This window comes from Myxococcus sp. MxC21-1, assembly GCF_032612255.1.
GTDB classification, from domain to species: Bacteria; Myxococcota; Myxococcia; order Myxococcales; family Myxococcaceae; genus Myxococcus; species Myxococcus virescens.
This window is the reverse complement of the sequence record NZ_CP123278.1, coordinates 5,742,252-5,759,042: the sequence shown is the minus strand read 5'-3', so window position 1 is coordinate 5,759,042 and position 16,791 is coordinate 5,742,252. Positions and strand designations below refer to the sequence as shown.

Below are 16,791 nucleotides of genomic sequence, written 5' to 3'. Positions count from 1 at the left end.
CGTCGCTGTGTCCCGGTTCTCGGAACTGCTCGACGACTTCTTCTACCGTCCTGACGAGGACGTCTCCGGGCTCCAGGACTTCGCGGCGGGCAGCGACGGCGTATTGCCCGCGGCCCCCGAAGAGGTGCCCGAGGAGTATCTGGCCTTTCGCCTGGAAGGGGAGTGCTACGCGGTCCCCATCCGGGGGGTGCGTGAAATCTCCAAGGTTCCGCCGCTGACGGAGATTCCCCGCGCCGAGCCTCAACTCCTGGGGGTGATGAACCTGCGCGGTGAGCTGCTGCCCGTGTACGACGTCAAGGTGCGGCTGCGGCTGGCGGAGCGGGCGCCCCTGGTCGCCGGGCCCGACGCGCCGGCGCCGCCCCGGAGCGCTCGCATCCTCGTGCTGCGCACGGAGACGGGGCCCGCGGGGGTGTGGGTGGATGGCGTGGTGGGCGTGGTGAAGCTCAAGCCGTCCATGCTGGAGGCACCACCACCGGGGATGCGCGTGGGTGACAGGGATTGCGTGGTGGGCATGGGCCGGCGTGGCCCCATGCTCTACATCCTCTTGGACGCGGAACAGGCGCTCGCCCCATGAAGGACTCTGTCAACCTGCTGTCACGGCGTCCCCACGCGGTCCCGGATGAAGTGTCCTCGGCCGCGGACACGGTGGTGCAACTCTGTGCCTTCTTCATCGGCGCCGAGGAGTACGTGCTGGACATCATGCGGGTGGAGGAAATCCTCCCGCTCCAGCGCATCACCCCCATCCCCCACGCCCCGGCGTTCGTGGAGGGCGTGCTCCACCTGCGCGGCCTCATCCTGCCGGTGGTGGACCTGCGGTGCCGGCTCCTGGGCACGCCGGGGCCGGAGACGCCGAAGACGCGGCTGCTGGTCTGCAAGCTGGGCACGCGGCGCGTGGCGGTGAAGGTGGACCGGGTGGCGGAGGTGCTGCGCGTGCGGCGCGGCGACATCAAGCCCGCGCCCGCGCTGAGGGTGGCGGGACACACGCCCTTTGTCGTCGGTGTCTGTGGACCACCGGACCGGCTCCGGCTGCTGCTGGACCTCAAGGCATTGCTGCGCGTGGAGTTGGAGCGCGAGTCTTCAAGGAACACAACGTAGGCGCACACATGGGGGATTGAGGTGGGCCATCAAGGACTGGAGCAGCACCGAAGAATCCTCGGCATCCTCTTCATCGTCATCAACGGGCTGTCGGTGCTCATCGCCGTGGGAGTGATGCTGTTCTTCGGGGCGATGGGCGGGATGTTGCCAGGCGCGAAGCCCGAGGAACGGGCGCTGATTGTTGCCATGGGCATGGGCGTGGGCGGGTGCCTGGCGCTGCTGGGGTTTCCGGGTGTCATCACCGGCTTCGGGCTGCTGTATCGCAAAGCGTGGTCGAGGACGCTGACACTGGTGCTGGGCATCCTCGCCATTCCCAATGTTCCCCTGGGCACGGCCCTGGGGGCCTACGCCCTCTGGTTCTACCTCCAACCAGGGTCTGACCAGGTCTTCGACACATGAGCCCCCACTCCGAGTCCCCGGTCGAGGAAGAGGCGCGCTACCTCGCACTCCAGTCGCTGGACCCGTGCACCGCGGGCGTTCTGGAGATTCTCGTCGTCGGCTTGCATGACGAGAGCTGGCGCGTGCGCCACGTCGCGGCAGAGGCCCTCAAGCGGATGCCCGCCTCGAGCGAGCTCGCGGCCCGGCTCATCTCCGTGCTGGGGGAGCGAGGGGAGACGGGGGCTCGGAACGCGGCGGCGGAGGCGCTCGCGGGGTTGGGCAGTGTCGCGTTGGGCCCGTTGGTGGACCTGCTGGCCCATCCGGACCCGGACCAGCGCAAGTTCGCCGCGGACATCCTTGGGCAGTTGGGGCAGCGCGACGCGGAGGGCCCCTGGTGCGTTCGCTGTCGGACGCGGACCTCAACGTGCGTGTTTCCGCGGCGGAGGCGCTGGGGCGCATTGGCGGCGCGCAGGCCGTCACCGCGCTGGAGGCGCTGCTGGCCGAGCCGGAGCCGCTGCTCCGCCTGTCCGCCCTGGAAGGACTGACGCTCCTTCAGCATGCGGCGCCCCTGCCGGTGGTGAAGGCCTTGCTGGAGGACCCTCGGCTTCAGCGGAGCGCCTACCGGATGCTGGGCCTCCTTCCGGAGGCGGACGCGACGGTGCGCATCTGCCAGGGGCTCACGTCGGAGTTGCGCTCGGTGCGAGAGGCGGCGCTGTCCGCGCTGGGGACCCAGGCCGCGCGTGCCGCGGACGCGCGGCGTGGGGCGCTCGAAGCGGTGGTGCGGAAGGCGCTCTTGCCCCTGCCCGGTCTGACGCCGCGACTGACCGAGGCGCTGGCGTCCGAGGACGTCATGGTGTGCGCGGGCTCGTTGGTGGCGGTGGCCTCGCTGGGCGAGGCGTCGCTGGCCGTGCCCGTGGCGGAGTGTGCGCGCGAGGCGCGGCTGCTGCGCGAGGTGCTGCGTACGCTGGGCAGGTTGGGGCCGGACGGCGGGCGCACCTTGCTTCAGCGCCTGCCGGACCTGTCCCTGCCGGCGCGGGCTGCCGCGGCCGAAGCGCTGGTGGACCTGGTCGACGCCTCGGCGGTGGCGCCGCTGTGCGCGTTGCTGGAGTGGGTGGAGGACGAGCTTCGCGCGGTGGTGGTGCGTGCCTTGGGGCGGACAGGCGCGGCCTCGGCGGTGGCGCCGCTCGTCGCCCTGCTGGAAGAGCCATCCCTCGCGGGTGCGGCGACGCGCTCCCTGGCGGGGCTGGCGGAGTCGTGCCGGCCGGCGGTGCTGGAGGCGTTGGAGGACGCGGTGGCGCGCAGGGCCACGCCCGCGGCGGTCGCCGCCCTGGCCCGTGTGGGCGGCGTGCCGGCTCTGCCCACGTTGAAGCGGCTGGCGCGAGACGAGGACCCTCGGTGGCGCGCGGCGGCGGTGGTGGCGGCGTGTGAGCTGGATGGCGACGTCGGCCGGGAGTTGGTGCGCGCGGCGCTCGCGGATGAGTCCGTGCCGGTGCGCATCGCGGGCACGCGGGCCCTGGCGCGACTGGGCGGACCTGACGCGGGCGCGCTGCTGTCACCGGTCCTGAGGGACGAGGACCCCGCTGTGCGGGTGGCCGCGGTGGAGGCGGCGGGGGACTGCGGCGCGTTGGACCGGGTGCCGGACCTGGTGGCCCTGACGCGGGATGCGGATGGCGCGCTGGCGGTGGCCGCGGTGCGGGCCCTGGCGCGGATGGGAGCGGCGGGCCCCGGGGTGTTGCGGGAGGCCGCGGGGCATCCGGACGTGGAGGTGGTGAAGGCGGCGCTGGTGGCGGGAGCGGAGTCGTCGGCCGGGGTGACGATGGCGCTGTCCCTGCTGCGTCATGCGCGCTGGGATGTCCGCGCGGCGGCGGCGCGAGTGCTGGGAGATTCGGCGGGGCCGGAGTGTCTGTCCGCCGCCCGGGAGGCGCTGGAGGCGGAGTCGGACGCCCTGGCGCTGCGAGCCCTCTCCGATGCCGTGGAGCGCCTGCTCCGGCGCTGAGAGGGCTCCATGGCACGCTTCGACGACGGACGTCCGGAGATGTCAGCGGAGGAGTTCCGTCTCCTTCGGGACCACGTGTATTCGCACTGCGGCATCCTGGTGCACGAGGACATGAAGTTCGTGATGGAGCGCCGGCTGTGGCCCCGGCTGGAGTTGCTGGGGCTGCCGGACTACGGCGCGTACCACCGCTACCTGCGCTACGACGCCAACCGGCACGCCGAGCTGGAGGCGGCCGTCGAATCCCTCACCACTCACGAGACGTACTTCTTCCGCGAGCCCACGCAGCTCAAGGCCTTCACGGACGAACTGCTCCCGGTGGTGGCGCAGCGCAACGCGCGGCTGCGGCGCCTGCGGGTGTGGTCCGCGGGGTGCTCGTCCGGGGAGGAGGCCTACACGCTGGCGATGCTCCTCAAGGACAGCCGCCGCTTCGACGACTGGGACGTGGAGGTCCTGGGCACGGACATCTCCCGGCGCGTGTTGGCCATGGCGCGGCGAGCGGAGTACGGGCCTTCCGCGCTGCGTGCCACCTCGCCGGAATTGCTGGAACGCCACTTCGTTTCGCTGGGCAACAGCCGCGTGCGCGTCCGGGACGAAGTGCGCGCCTGGGTGTCCTTTGGCCACCACAACCTGCTGGACGAGGTGGGTAGCCAACTGGTGCCACGCATGGACGTGGTGTTCTGCCGCAACGTGCTCATCTACTTCGACCTGGCGGCACGCCGGAAGTTCCTGCGCATCGTTCGGGACCGGCTGGTGCCAGGGGGGTACCTGCTGCTGGGACACTCAGAGAACCTGCTGAACCTGGGCTCGGACTTCGAGTTCGTTCACCTGCGCGGGGACCTGGTGTACCGGAGGCCGGAGCTGGACGAAGGAGCGCGTCGATGAGCAGCAAGGGCGTCATCTCCGTACTGGTCATCGACGACTCGGCCCACAACCGGCGGACCCTCTCCACGATGTTGGAGTCGGAGCCGGACGTGCGAGTGGTGGACCGCGCGGCGGATGGCGAAGAGGGCTTGAAGAAGGTCGTGGACCTGAAGCCCGACGTGGTGACGCTGGACCTGGAGATGCCGAAGCTCGGCGGGTACACATTCCTCCGCCTGCTGATGCGTACGGCGCCCACGCCCGTCATCGTCATCTCCAGCTATTCGCACCGCTCCGATGTCTTCAAGGCGCTGGAGCTGGGGGCGTTCGACTTCATCGCCAAGCCGCAGCACCCGACGTTCGAGGCCATGGAGGCGCTTCGGGTGGAACTGCTGGAGAAGGTCCGGGCGGCGCGGCACGTGCGCCCCGGTTACCGGCACGCGGCGCCAGGGGCTCGCGCCATGGCGGTGGCGGGCGAGCCGCCGCTGGTGGTGGCCGTGGGCGCCTCCACGGGGGCCCCCGCGGTGCAGCGGGTGCTGGAGGGACTGGCCGTGGAGCCCACGCCGTGCGTGTTGGTCTGCCAGCACATGCCGCCGCAGTTCACCCGCGCCTTCGCGGACCGGTTGGACCGCATCGGCCCCTTCTCGGTGACGGAGGCCCGTGACGGAGACCTGGTCCAGCCCGGGCACGTGTACATCGCTCCAGGCGGGCGGCACATGGTGGTGGCCGAGCGGGGCTCTCGGCTGGAGCTGCACACGCCGCCGTCCACGCCCGTGGACAAGTACGCGCCCAGCGTGGACCGCCTCTTCGTCAGCATGGCGCAGGTGCTCGGCGCCAAGGCCCTGGGGGTGGTGCTCACCGGCATGGGCGCCGACGGCGCGGAGGGCGCGCGCGCGGTGCACCACGCTGGCGGCGAGGTCTGGGCGCAGTCGGAGGAGACCTCGGTGGTGTTCGGCATGCCGGGGGAGGCCATCGCCACCGGGGCGGTGAAGCGGGTGATTCCACTGGGTGACATCGGCCCGGCGCTCGCGGCCCTGGCGCGGCGGCGGCGCTGAAACTCCGGCCCCTGGCGCACGGGTGCTAACGTCCCCGGCCCATGACGCAGCAGATTCGAGCCTTGGTGGTGGATGACTCGCAGGCCATGCGGCGCAGCATCATGTACGCGTTGCAGCGCCTGTCCGGCGTGGTGTGTACCGAGGCCCAGGACGGCGCCGAGGGCTTGAAGAAGCTGACGCAGGGCCGCTTCGACCTGGTGCTCACGGACATCAACATGCCGCTGATGGATGGGCTGAAGCTCATCAGCCACATCCGACAGGCGACCGAGTACCGGAACGTCCCCATCATCGTCGTCACCACGGAGGGGGCGGCGGCGGACCGGGAGCGCGCGATGAAGCTGGGCGCGAGCGCGTACCTGGTGAAACCCGTGCAGGCGAAGGTCGTGCTGGATACCGTTCGGGACCTGCTGAAGCTGGACTGAAGGCGAGCGCGCACGAATGGATTCCGTCCTGCGGGTGGAGGGCCTGGAGAAGGCGTACGGCGAGGTGAAGGCCGTGCAGGGGCTCACCTTCGAGGTGGCGCCCGGCGAGGTGCTCGGGTTGGTGGGGCCCAACGGCGCGGGGAAGACGTCCACGTTGCGGTGCCTGGCGGGCATCCTGCCGCCCAGCTCGGGCCGCATCCTGGTCGCGGGATATGACTTGTCGCGGACGCCGGTGGATGCGAAGCGCGCGCTGGCCTTCCTGCCGGACGAGCCGCGCTTCTTCGAATACCTCACGGTGTGGGAGCACCTGAACTTCACGGCGCGGCTCTACGGCGTGGAGGACTGGGAGGAGCGGGGCCGCGCGCTGCTGGAGGAGATGGAGCTGACGGGCAAGGAGAAGTCCCTGCCGGGCGAGCTGTCGCGAGGCATGAAGCAGAAGCTGTCCATCGCCTGTGGCTTCCTGCATTCGCCAAAGCTCATCCTCCTGGACGAGCCACTCACCGGCCTGGACCCCATCGGCATCCGGCGGATGAAGGCGTCGCTGCGGCGCCGGGCGGAGGAGGGCGCGGCCCTGGTGCTGTCCTCGCATCTGCTGCCGCTGGTGGAGGAGCTGTGCCACCGGCTGCTCGTCATCGCGGGCGGCAAGGCCATGGTGCTGGGCAGCCTGGAAGACATCCGCGCGCGACTGAGTGGCGCGGAAGGGGAGCGCGCCTCGCTGGAAGAGCTCTTCGTCCGAATCACCAGCGCGGGAACGCAGGCGCCGTGAGCTTCCCTCGCGCGGTGGCCTTCCTCTGGGCCGCGACCTGGCGCAATCGCATCCGGCGGCAGTTGGAGCGGCTGCGCAAGCCGCGCTACCTCCTGGGCGTGCTGGTGGGCGTGGCGTATCTCTATTCCGTCTTCTTCCGGCGTTTGGACTTCCGTGGGTCGGTGGGCACGGTGCCCGAAGGTGTGCGGTTGTTCGCCGAGTTGTCGCTGGTCGGCTCCGCGCTGGGGACATTGTTCGCCGCGTGGGCGCTGGGCCGGGACCGGCCGTCGCTGACCTTCTCGGAGACGGAGGTGGTGCAACTCTTCCCCGCGCCCGTCCCTCGCAGGGCCCTGCTGCAATACAAGCTGGTGCGCGGGCTCCTGGGCACGTCGCTGGGCGCGCTGTTCGCCACGCTGTTTCTCGGGAGGACCATCAGCCCGAATCCCGTCCTCTTCTTCGTGGGGGCGTGTCTGGCCCTGGGCACGCTCTATCTGCACTCGACGGCGGCGTCCTTCGTGCGCACGCGGCTGTCGGCATGGGGCCTCTGGGGCCAGGTGGTCCGTTGGGGCGCGGTGGCGGGTGTCCTGGCGCTCGTGGCGCTGGCGGTGTTCACCTCGCTGCGAGAGCATCCGGTGCCCGAGGACCTGTCGTCAGGCCGCGCGCTTCGCGGTTGGTTGCAGGCGCTGATGGCGTCTCCCGGCGTGGCGGCTGTGTTGTGGCCGGGCCGGCTGCTGGTGGCGCCAGCGCTGGCGCAGAGCGTGGACGACTTCCTGTGGGCCCTGCCACCGGCGTTGGCGCTGATGGCGGCGCACTACGGCTGGGTGCTCTGGGCCGAAGTTCCGTTCGAGGAGACGGCGGTGGTGCGCGCGGAGTCCCGCTCACGGGAGCGCATGCTGCGGGCCTCGGGGCGGATGACGCGGGTGGGCTCGCTCACGTTGAGCCGCCCTCCATTCCGGCTGCTGCCTCGAGGCCGACCGGAGGTGGCGCTCATCTGGAAGAACCTGATTGCGCGCAAGCGGATGGGGGGCGGGTTCGCGGTGTTCCTCGCCTTCATCATCCTGGGCGGTGTCATCGCGGCGATGATGGGTGACACGCGTCTGTTCACGGACACGCGGCGGGTGCTCGGGCCGGTGGCGCTGGCGTTGTCGGTGATGCTGACGGTGGTGGGGCCGAGCGCGTTCCGCATGGACCTGCGGATGGACCTGCCCAAGCTGGACCTGCTGCGCGCCATGCCACTGACAGGACGGCAGGTGGTGCGCGCGCAGTTGGCGGCATCCTCACTGGCCCTGGCCTCGTTCCAGCTCGCGCTGTTGGCGGTGGCGCTCGTCCTGGGGCCCGGCGTGGAGGCGTCGCGCCTGGGCGGCTGGTGGTGGCCAGGAGGGCTGGCGCTGGCGTTCCTGCTTCCGGCCGTGTCGCTGTCGGGCCTCTTCGTGCAGAACGCGGCGGTGGTCCTCTTTCCTTCGTGGGTGCCGGCGGACACAGGCGAGCGGGCACGTGGCATCGAGGCGATGGGCCAGCGCCTGCTGGCTGTCGTGGGCACGCTGGTGGTGATGCTGGTGGGGTTGATTCCCGCGGGGCTGGTGGCGCTCGTGGTGGGCCTCCCTGTGTCGACGCTGTTGGGCCCCTGGGCCCTGCCCGTGGCGGGCTTCGTCGCTGCGGGGGTGTTGGTGGGAGAGGTGTGGCTGGGCGTCATGGCGCTGGGCCACGCCTTCGAGCGCCTGGATGTCTCCGAGGACCGGCCAGAATAGGTCGTCCCGTTCGCTCCTGGACGTGCGCGTGCTTTGCGGTGGTGGGGCTCCCGGGCGCGGATTATCCGGGCCGTTTCCGGAGAGGAGACGCGCATGAAGGTGGGATTCATTGGCCTGGGCAACATGGGGCTGCCCATGGCGGGGAGCCTGGCGGCTGCGGGGCACGAGTTGACGGTGTGGAACCGCACCGAGTCCAAGGCCGCGCCGTTGAAGGAGAAGGGGCGCGCGTCGCCCGCAGCCCCGCGGAGGCGGCTCGCGGCGCGGAGGTCGTCTTCAGCATGTTGGCGGACGATGCGGCCGTGACCTCCGCGGTGTTCGGCCAGGACGGCCTCCTGGGGGGACTGGCGCCGGGCGCGGTGCACGTCTCGTCGAGCACGCTCTCCGTGGCACTCTCCGAACGGTTGGCGGAGGCGCATGCGAGCGCCGGCCAGCGGTATCTCTCCGCGCCGGTGTTCGGCCGCCCTACCGCCGCGGCGTCGAAGCAGCTGTGGGTGGTGGCCGCCGGTCCGAAGCAGGACGTGGACCGCTGCCGCCCGCTGCTGGAGGCGCTGGGGCGCGGGCTCACCGTGCTGGGTGACAGAGCCCCGGCGGCCAACGTCGTGAAGTTGTCGGGCAACTTCCTCATCGCGTCGATGATGGAGGCGCTCGCCGAGTCCTTCGCCCTGACGCGCAAGTCCGGCATCGAGCCGAAGGTGTTCCTGGAGGTCTTCCAGTCCGTCTTCGCGCGCTCCCCCATCTTCGAGGGGTACGCGCAGCTCATCGCCGAGGAGAAGTACAGCCCGGCGGGCTTCAAGATGCGGCTGGGCCTCAAGGACGTGGAGCTCGTTTTGAGCGCTGCGCGCACCGCCGAGGTGCCCATGCCCCTGGCCAGCCTCGTGAAGGACCAGTTCCTGGGAGGCGTCGCGCAGGGCCACGGCGACTTGGACTGGTCCGCGCTGGGGGCGCTTGTCGCCGAACGGGCCGGGCTGAAGCAGGGCGGTTGAGCGCCCGCGCTCCAGGTGTGCGCCTGTCTGCCGTGCACCTGGAGCTTCAGGGATTGCGAGCCGCGCTTACTGCCGCGCGTTCATCTCCGACGCGGGGATGGGGAAGCGCTCGTGGGGCGCGAAGTTCGGGTCCAGCACGCGGGGAAGCGTGTCGAGCCGGTTGTAGCGCCGCAGGTCAATCCACCGGTGGCCGCCTTCGAACAGGAGCGAGTACCGCTTCTGCTTCAGCAGCTCGTCCAGGGCATTGTTCTCATCGATGTCCAGGCGCGGGGAGAGCCGGCCGGAGGTCGTGCGGATGAAGTTGAGGTCGTCCACCGCCGGTCCGAGGTTCCGCTCACCGATGTTGGCTTCGGCGCGTAGGAGGATGAGCTCCTCGTTGCGGATGATGGGCACGGGCGAGCTGTTCGTGGGGTAGATGCGGAAGCGCCACTCCGTCGATACCTTCCCGTCCGCCGCGGTCGCGGCCTCGGGCAGGCGCGTGAGCTTCCGGACGACGCGGTCATCCACGGTGCCATTCTCCTGGAACTCCGCGTCGGTGACGGTCGACGGGTGCGCGTAGACGTTGACGCTGATGAGGCCGTTGTCGGTGTCGCCGGAGTTCGTCCCGAAGGAGTGGTAGACGCCCAGGTCCAACGATGCGCTCGGGTTGAGGAAGGACTGGCTCAGGGCGGTGAGCGCCTCGGGGTAGCGCCCCCGGTACACAGCCACCCGCGCGGCGAGCGCGCGGTTGAACTGCCGGAACGTCGTGGGCGTGTTGAATCCGGCGAAGCCCGGGCTGAGCTGGAAGGGGAAGGTCTCACCCCCGTTCTCCAGGTGAGTGGCGCCCTCGTCGAGCAGCGCGGCGATGCGCTCGAACACCGCCTCCTTGCCGACGATGGGGGCCAGTTGGCCGATGGGCAGGTTGACGTCGATGGGCGCCCCGTGGGTGTCCCGCGTGTTGATGACCACGAGGAAGTCCAGGGCCTGCATTGTCTTCGCGAAGCCGCGGATGCCTTCCTTCTCGGCGTCTGGCGTGTTGGGGACCTTGTCCAGGGACTCCAGCAGCGCGTTGGCGTTGCGGATGTTCAGGTAGGGGTTGGTCCAGTGATTGCCGCCGAACGCCGGGGTGCCGGGGTCCATGGTGGGGCCCAGCAGTTCATCGATGGAGCGCGGGTCCGCGGGGTCGATGACGTACACCTCGCGCCCGATGATGCCCAGTTGGGCCACGTAGCCGTTGGGGGCCGCGACGCCCGCACGGTGGCCGACGAGCAGGCCCGTGGCGGCGGTGAGCACCGCGGGGCGCGAGGGCCGCTCGCGGAAGTCATCAAGACTGGGGTTGTTCAGGTCCGGAACGTCCATGCTCCCGCAGCCGCTCAGGCCCAGGACGGTGAAGAGCCCCACGAATGTCTTCTTGGTCAATTGGATGGTCATGGCTCAGAACCCGACGTCGATGGAGGTCCAGAAGCTGCGGCTGGGAGGGAAGGGGGCCACGTCCACATTGCGGGCGACGGCCTGGTTGCCAAAGTTGCTCACCTCGGGATCCAACCCGGAGTAGCCAGTCAAGGTGATGAGGTTGCGCCCGCTCAGGCTGAGCCGGGCGGACTTCACCGCGGGGACCATGGACACCCAGTCCTTGGGCAGTTGGTACATGAAGGTCACCTCACGCAGCTTGAGGAAGCTGGCGTCCTCGAGGTACGCGCTCGCTTGCGTGCGGCGCCGTGCGAGCCGCTCGCGCCCGCCCGTCGTGAAGTCCGGTGACGTCCCTGCGCTGTCGTAGATGTACCGCGTCAGGTTGATGACGTCGCTGCCCTGCTGCCAGTCGAACAAGAAGGACAGGCTGAAGTCCCGGTACTTGAGGTTGTTGGTGAAGGACATGCGGAAGGTGGGCTCGGTGTCACCAATCTTCCGGACAATCGGGCGGCCGTTCTCGTCGACGCCGTCGTTGCCGACAATCTGCGTCGCCGTCGCGCCTTCCTCGATGAGGAAGGCGCCCAGTCCGGTGCCGAACCCGCCGGCGAGGAACGCGGGAACGGGCAGGTCCGTCACCCGGCTGCGGTTGAGGGCGAACGTCGCGCCGCTGGTCCACTCGAAGCCGCCGCGCACGGGCGTTACCTGGACCATGGCCTCGACGCCACGGTTGCGCAGCGAGCCGCCATTGAAGATTTGCGTGGCGAAGCCACTGGACGGGGCCAGGGCGCGCTGCAGCAGCAGGTCGCTGATGTTTCGCTGGTAGAGGGACACCTCGGCGACCACGTCGCCGCCGAACAGGAGGGCGTCCACGCCGGCTTCAATCTCGCGCTGCCGCTCCGGCTTGATGTTCCGGTCACCCGCGATGCCGGTGCCCACCAGGCCGGGGCTGCCGGCGATGTTGCCGGTGGCGCGCAGGCCGTTGAACTTCATGCCGTACAGCGGAAGGTTGCCCGTCTCTCCGTAGGCCGCGCGGACCTTGAACTCGTTCACCTTCGGGTGGAACGAGGGAATCCGGTAGGCGGAGGCCAGCTTCGGGTACAGGAACAGCGCGTTGGGGTTGCCGTTGGCGCTGCTCTGCTCGCCGCGCAGCGCGCCCACCAGCGTCAGGCGCTCGTCCAGCAGGAGGACCTCCTCCTGGACGTAGTAGCCCCGGTCTCTCACCAGCGAGCGGTTCTGCCGCAGGTTGACCACGGTGCCGCTGTCCACGTTCTGCTGGCCGGCGTTCAGGTTCTTGCTGACGATGTAGACGGAATCGATGTTGCGCTCTTCGAACTGGAGACCGCCGGAAGTGGTCGCCACGATGCCGCCCGACGTGGGCTTGTAGGTGTGCACCAGGTTCAGGCCGGAGTTCAGGTTGCGCACCTGGCTGGTGCCGAAGAGGGACGAGCCCGGCAGGCCGTCATCGATGGGCTCGAAGTTGAGCTCGGGCGGGAAGAAGAGCGAGTTCTCCTGCTGGAACCGGTCCACGCCCGCGTTGGCCAGCACGCGCAGGTGGTGGGCCTCCGTCTTCCACAGGTGCCACGTCAGGTCTCCGGACCCGATGAAGCGCCACACGTTTTCGTCGTTCTTCACCAGCGCGGCCGTCTGCAATGGGTTGGCGCGGTTGGAGAGGAAGGGGTTTTGCGGGTACACGCCGTCCGAGTTGGGCTCCAGCGGGAGGAACTCCGGCGCGCGCGGCAGCACCATGTAGTTGCTGATGCTCGCGTTGTCGTTGTTCGTCAGGCCGCGCTGCCCCAGGGAGTGAACCAGGTTGGTGGCGACGTTGACCTCCACCGCGTCACCCAGCTTCTGGCCCAGGTTCAGCCGGAACGACTGCTTCTCGTAGCCGGTGTTCGCGATGATGCCTTCGTCGTTCTTGATCATCGCCGAGGCGAAGTACTTCGTGTTGCCCGTCACGCCGCTGACGCTGGCCAGCGTCTCCGAGGACAGGTCACGGCGGCCGGCCAGGGTGGCCTCGTGGTCGAACCTTCGCCCCTGTTCGTAGTACTGGACCGCGGCCTCGCCGAAGGTGTCGCGCACCTCCTCCACGCTGTTGAAGCGGCGGGTGCCAAGCTTGTTGGCCAGCGTGTACATGCCCAGGCGCTGGGTCACCTCGAACTGCGGCTCGCTGGAGCGGCCCCGCTTGGTGTTGATGATGACCACGCCGTTGGCGGCCTTGGATCCGTAGATGGCGGCGGCGGATGCGCCCTTGAGGACCTCGATGCTCTCGATGTCGTTGGGGTTGATGTCCGCGATGCGGTTGACCTGGTTGTCCTGGGTGGGGTTCGCGTTGGAGCCGGCCACGGACTCGGTGATGGCGAACACACCGGAGGCGATGGCCACGTCGCTGACGAGCACGCCGTCGATGACGTAGAGCGGGGCGGAGGAGCCGTTGATGGTGGACACGCCGCGCAGCCGGAGCTGGAGACCGCCACCGGGCGCGCCGCCGTTGCTCTGGATGTTGGCGCCAGCGACCTTGCCCTGGAGCGCCTGGTCCACCGTCTGGGCGGGGGCGCGGTTGATCTCCTCGGAGTTCACCGAGGCCACCGAGTTGGCCAGGTTCTTACGCGCCACCTCACTGGCGCGCCCCACCACCACCATCTCCTCCGCGAAGATGTTCTCCAGCGCGACCTCCACGGTGCGCTGGTTGGCGCCAATCTGCACCTCCCGCTCGCCGTAGTCCTGACTGGAGAAGAGCAGCGTCACCGCTCGGGTCGGCACGTTGGGCAGGGTGAAGGTGCCGTCCAGCTCCGTCTCCACGCCCTGGGTGGTGCCCTTGATGATGACACGCACCAGGGGCAGCCCCTCGTTGGTGAGCCGGTCCGCGACGCGGCCCTTCACCGTGCGCCCGCTCACCGGCGCGGGCGCGGGGGCCGTGGGCGCCGGCTGCGGCGCAACCCCTGGCGCGGGTGCCGCCGGTGTCTGTGTTTCGGCTGCGGGTGGCGCGATATTTTCGTCCTGCGCCAGCGTTTCCAACGAGAAGAGTGCAAACACGCACCCCGGAATCAACGCCCTTCTCAGCGTCATTCGGTCCTCACTCGCTGCGGATGGACGGCTCCCCCCAAGGCAGGATGCCGGTGAGGCGAATCGTCACTGGCTCAACGATTGGCCGTCAACGGCATATCCTTACTTTTATTGTTAATCTTTGAATTCAGGTTGGCGGGAATGTTTGCCTGCCGCTGGAGCCTGCTGGACTTGCGTCTGTCCTCAGCGAGGCCGCTGCGCGTCTAGGGCCTGCGCCGCAGCCAGGCCCCGGGGCACCCCGTCAGCCGATCCTGGGGCCGCCGTCCGTTCGGGACGGATTTCTCCGGGCGAGACTGTTGCCTGGGGCACGTCCCTCCTCTAAGAGACTCGATGGGTATGGTGATGAACGAGCGTTACGAGCCGCAGGCGATTGAAGGTAAGTGGCAGACCCGTTGGGACGACGCGGGCATCTTCCGGGCAGGCAGCCGCCCCGGTGCACCCAAGAAGTACGTGCTCGAGATGCTGCCGTACCCCAGCGGGAAGATGCACATGGGGCATGTCCGCAACTACCTGCTCGGGGACGTGTACGCGCGTTACTTCCGGATGAAGGGCTTCGACGTGCTGCATCCCATGGGCTGGGATGCGCTCGGTCTGCCGGCCGAGAACGCGGCCATCAAGGACGGCGTGCACCCGGCGGTGCGCACAGCCGAGAACATCGCGTCCTTCAAGAAGGAAATCAAAAGCCTGGGCTACTGCTACGACTGGGAGCGCGAGGTCAACACCAGCGATCCCGAGTACTACCGCTGGAATCAGTGGTTCTTCATCCAGATGCTGGAGCGTGGGCTCGTCTATCGCCGCTTCAGCAAGGTGAACTGGTGTACCGGCTGCCACACCGTCATCGCCAACGAGCAGGTGAAGGACGGCGTCTGCGAGCGCTGTGACTCCCCCGTGGTGGACAAGGAGATGCCCGAGTGGGCGTTCCGCATCACCCGGTTCTCGCAGGAGCTGCTGGACGCGCTGGACACGCTCAAGGAGTGGCCCCACCGCATCACCGCCGCGCAGCGGAACTGGATTGGCCGTTCGGACGGTGCCGAAGCCGACTTCCGCGTGCAGGGGCACGACGCCGCGCTGCGCGTGTTCACCACCCGCATCGACACCCTCTTCGGCTGCACCTACGTGGTGCTGGCGCCGGACCACGAGCTGGTGGCCCAGGTGACAACGCCGGAGCGCCGCGCGGAGGTGGAAGCCTTCGTCAGGCGCATGGCCGCCCAGTCCAAGACGGAGCGCCTGGGCGAGGGCACGGAGAAGGAGGGTGTCTTTACTGGCGCCTACGCGGAGAATCCCTTCACCGGCCAGGCGGTCCCCATCTGGATCGCCAACTTCGTGCTGAGCGACTACGGCACCGGCGCGGTGATGAGCGTGCCCGCGCATGACGAGCGCGACTTCGCCTTCGCGCGCAAGTACAGCCTGCCTGTGAAGGTCGTCATCCAGCCCGCGTCCGGTGACAAGCTCCCGCCGGGTGACGAGCTGGAGGCGGCCTATACGGAGTACGGCGTGCTGGAGGACTCCGGCGCCTACACGGGCCAGACGTCCGAGCAGGCGCGTCAGGCCATGGCCGCGGCGCTGGAGAAGGACGGCAAGGGCAAGGCGACGGTGACGTACCGCCAGAAGGACTGGGGCTTCAGCCGCCAGCGCTACTGGGGCACGCCCATCCCCATCGTCTACTGCGAGAAGTGCGACCCGGACCGTAACGGCATCCCGGTGCCGGTGGCGCAGCTGCCCGTGCGCCTGCCGGAGATCGACACCCAGGCGGTGCTCACCGGCAAGGGTGAGCCGCCGCTGGCGAAGGTGGCCTCGTGGGTGAACACCTCGTGTCCGAAGTGCGGCGGGCCTGCCCGGCGCGAGGCGGAGACGATGGACACCTTCGTTGACTCCTGCTGGTACTTCGCGCGCTACCTGTCCCCGCACTACGACGCGGCACCGTTCGACCCGAAGGAGGCCCAGCGCTTCCTGCCCGTGGACATCTACGTGGGGGGGCCCGAGCACGCGGTGATGCACCTGCTCTATTTCCGCTTCTGGACGCGGGTGATGAAGCTGTTGGGGCTGAGCCCCGTGGATGAGCCCGTCAAGCGCCTCATCACCCAGGGCATCGTCAACGGTCCAGATGGCCGGAAGATGTCCAAGCGCTGGGGCAACGTGGTGGCGCCTGCCTCCATCGTCCAGAAGTACGGCGCGGACACGGCGCGGGCCTACGTGCTGTTCGCGGGCCCGCCGGAGCGGGACTTCGACTGGTCCGACGAGCAGGTGGAGGGCGTGTTCCGCTTCCTCAAGCGCGTCTGGGCGCTGGCCGCCACGCACCAGGCGGCGGCCGCGGGTGCCACCCATGACGGGCCCTACGAGGGCAAGTCGCTGGAGATCCGCCGCGCCGCCCACAAGACGCTGAAGCGGGTGGGGGAGGCCATCGAGCGCCTGTCCTTCAACACGGCCATCGCCGGCATCATGGAGGGCCTCAACGCGCTCTACGCGCAGGGGACGCCTGAAACGGCCGCGGAGAAGGCCGCCATGGCGGAGGCCGTGCGGTTGCTGGCGGCGGTGCTCACGCCGTTCGCGCCGCACATCGCGGACGAAATCGCGGAGGCCTATGGCAGCAAGGACTTCACCGTCGCGCAGTCCTGGCCGGAGTTCGATCCGGCGCTGGTGGTGGACGACGTCATCCCCTACGCCGTGCAGGTGAACGGCAAGCTGCGCGCGGAGATTCGCGTGGCGGCGGACGCGGCGGAGGCGGATGTTCGCGCCGCGGCGGAAGCGGACGAAAAGGTCCAGGCGGCCCTGGCGGGGAAGACGCTGCGCAAGTTCGTCTTCGTCCCCAAGCGCCTCGTGAACTTCGTCGCGACCTGAGCGGGGACCCGGGTGCCGGCCGAGGTCCTCATCATGTGTGGTGCATGTGGGCGGCCCCAACCCGCGGGCCGCCCGCGGTGCATTGCCTGCGAGGCTGTGCTTCCCGAAGCGCCCCTCCCCGGGGGCCGGCACCGGAGGAGCCGTTCTTCGTCGCGGACCTGGGCGGAGGGCGCCTGCTTTCCGGCCAGGGGACGCGGCTCTTCTATCAACCGCACCCGTCG

At 69.4% G+C, this 16,791-nt stretch carries 12 protein-coding genes and 2 pseudogenes; 12 read left to right on the top strand and 2 right to left on the bottom strand.

Features of this window, described 5'->3' with window-relative positions:
* Positions 1-7 precede the first annotated feature (7 nt).
* The 11 genes and pseudogenes from QEG98_RS25360 (at position 8) to QEG98_RS25300 (ending at position 9,280) form a co-directional block, all read left to right on the top strand.
* Positions 8-574, top strand: coding sequence for a chemotaxis protein CheW (locus QEG98_RS25360; protein ID WP_090495514.1), 567 nt, complete (start codon positions 8-10; stop codon positions 572-574).
* Complete coding sequence (locus QEG98_RS25355) at positions 571-1,095, top strand: chemotaxis protein CheW (RefSeq protein ID WP_090495513.1); 525 nt, start codon at positions 571-573, stop codon at positions 1,093-1,095. The genes QEG98_RS25360 and QEG98_RS25355 overlap by 4 nt, the downstream gene beginning before the upstream one ends.
* A 21-nt stretch (positions 1,096-1,116) precedes the next feature.
* Entirely contained in the window at positions 1,117-1,494 is a 378-nt protein-coding gene (locus tag QEG98_RS25350) for a hypothetical protein (RefSeq protein ID WP_316563130.1), read from the top strand.
* Positions 1,491-3,469: pseudogene (locus QEG98_RS25340) on the top strand (HEAT repeat domain-containing protein). The gene QEG98_RS25350 and the pseudogene QEG98_RS25340 overlap by 4 nt, the downstream one beginning before the upstream one ends.
* Before the next feature lie 9 nt (positions 3,470-3,478).
* Positions 3,479-4,351 (top strand): CheR family methyltransferase, encoded by an 873-nt coding sequence (locus QEG98_RS25335; protein WP_171440873.1) that lies wholly within the window; start codon positions 3,479-3,481, stop codon positions 4,349-4,351.
* Positions 4,348-5,382: a chemotaxis response regulator protein-glutamate methylesterase gene (locus QEG98_RS25330; RefSeq protein WP_316563128.1), complete on the top strand. Its 1,035-nt coding sequence runs from the start codon at positions 4,348-4,350 to the stop codon at positions 5,380-5,382. The genes QEG98_RS25335 and QEG98_RS25330 overlap by 4 nt, the downstream gene beginning before the upstream one ends.
* 41 nt (positions 5,383-5,423) lie before the next feature.
* Entirely contained in the window at positions 5,424-5,804 is a 381-nt protein-coding gene (locus QEG98_RS25325; RefSeq protein WP_011554738.1) for a response regulator, read from the top strand.
* Positions 5,805-5,820: 16 nt separating this feature from the next.
* On the top strand, positions 5,821-6,570 hold the full coding sequence (locus tag QEG98_RS25320; protein WP_316563127.1) for an ABC transporter ATP-binding protein: 750 nt from the start codon (positions 5,821-5,823) through the stop codon (positions 6,568-6,570).
* Positions 6,567-8,297 carry a putative ABC exporter domain-containing protein gene (locus tag QEG98_RS25315; RefSeq protein ID WP_316563126.1) on the top strand — a complete coding sequence of 577 codons (1,731 nt, stop codon included), beginning with the start codon at positions 6,567-6,569 and terminating at the stop codon, positions 8,295-8,297. The genes QEG98_RS25320 and QEG98_RS25315 overlap by 4 nt, the downstream gene beginning before the upstream one ends.
* Positions 8,298-8,390: 93 nt before the next feature.
* A pseudogene (locus tag QEG98_RS42175) lies at positions 8,391-8,809 on the top strand (NAD(P)-dependent oxidoreductase); the annotation flags it as partial.
* Positions 8,810-8,929: 120 nt separating this feature from the next.
* Positions 8,930-9,280 (top strand): NAD-binding protein, encoded by a 351-nt coding sequence (locus QEG98_RS25300; protein ID WP_316567963.1) that lies wholly within the window; start codon positions 8,930-8,932, stop codon positions 9,278-9,280.
* 66 nt (positions 9,281-9,346) lie between these two features.
* On the opposite strand, the gene QEG98_RS25295 is transcribed toward QEG98_RS25300, so the two are convergent.
* Together QEG98_RS25295 and QEG98_RS25290 are read right to left on the bottom strand one after the other, a co-directional pair.
* The gene (locus QEG98_RS25295) at positions 9,347-10,690 is read right to left on the bottom strand and encodes a RagB/SusD family nutrient uptake outer membrane protein (protein ID WP_316563124.1); all 1,344 of its coding nucleotides are present in this window, start codon (positions 10,688-10,690) and stop codon (positions 9,347-9,349) included.
* Positions 10,691-10,693: 3 nt separating this feature from the next.
* Entirely contained in the window at positions 10,694-13,564 is a 2,871-nt protein-coding gene (locus QEG98_RS25290) for a SusC/RagA family TonB-linked outer membrane protein (RefSeq protein WP_316567962.1), read from the bottom strand.
* Positions 13,565-14,068: 504 nt separating this feature from the next.
* Here QEG98_RS25290 and leuS point away from each other — a divergent pair.
* Entirely contained in the window at positions 14,069-16,570 is a 2,502-nt protein-coding gene (leuS, locus tag QEG98_RS25285) for a leucine--tRNA ligase (protein ID WP_316567961.1), read from the top strand.
* Positions 16,571-16,791 lie beyond the last annotated feature (221 nt).

Bases quoted from the DNA above. Each gene is read 5' to 3' on its own strand.
- QEG98_RS25355 (WP_090495513.1), top strand. From the start codon at position 571: ATGAAGGACTCTGTCAACCTGCTGTCACGGCGTCCCCACGCGGTCCCG.
- QEG98_RS25335 (WP_171440873.1), top strand. From the start codon at position 3,479: ATGGCACGCTTCGACGACGGACGTCCGGAGATGTCAGCGGAGGAGTTC.
- QEG98_RS25330 (WP_316563128.1), top strand. From the start codon at position 4,348: ATGAGCAGCAAGGGCGTCATCTCCGTACTGGTCATCGACGACTCGGCC.
- QEG98_RS25325 (WP_011554738.1), top strand. From the start codon at position 5,424: ATGACGCAGCAGATTCGAGCCTTGGTGGTGGATGACTCGCAGGCCATG.
- QEG98_RS25320 (WP_316563127.1), top strand. From the start codon at position 5,821: ATGGATTCCGTCCTGCGGGTGGAGGGCCTGGAGAAGGCGTACGGCGAG.
- QEG98_RS25300 (WP_316567963.1), top strand. From the start codon at position 8,930: ATGATGGAGGCGCTCGCCGAGTCCTTCGCCCTGACGCGCAAGTCCGGC.
- QEG98_RS25295 (WP_316563124.1), bottom strand. From the start codon at position 10,690: ATGACCATCCAATTGACCAAGAAGACATTCGTGGGGCTCTTCACCGTC.
- leuS (WP_316567961.1), top strand. From the start codon at position 14,069: ATGGTGATGAACGAGCGTTACGAGCCGCAGGCGATTGAAGGTAAGTGG.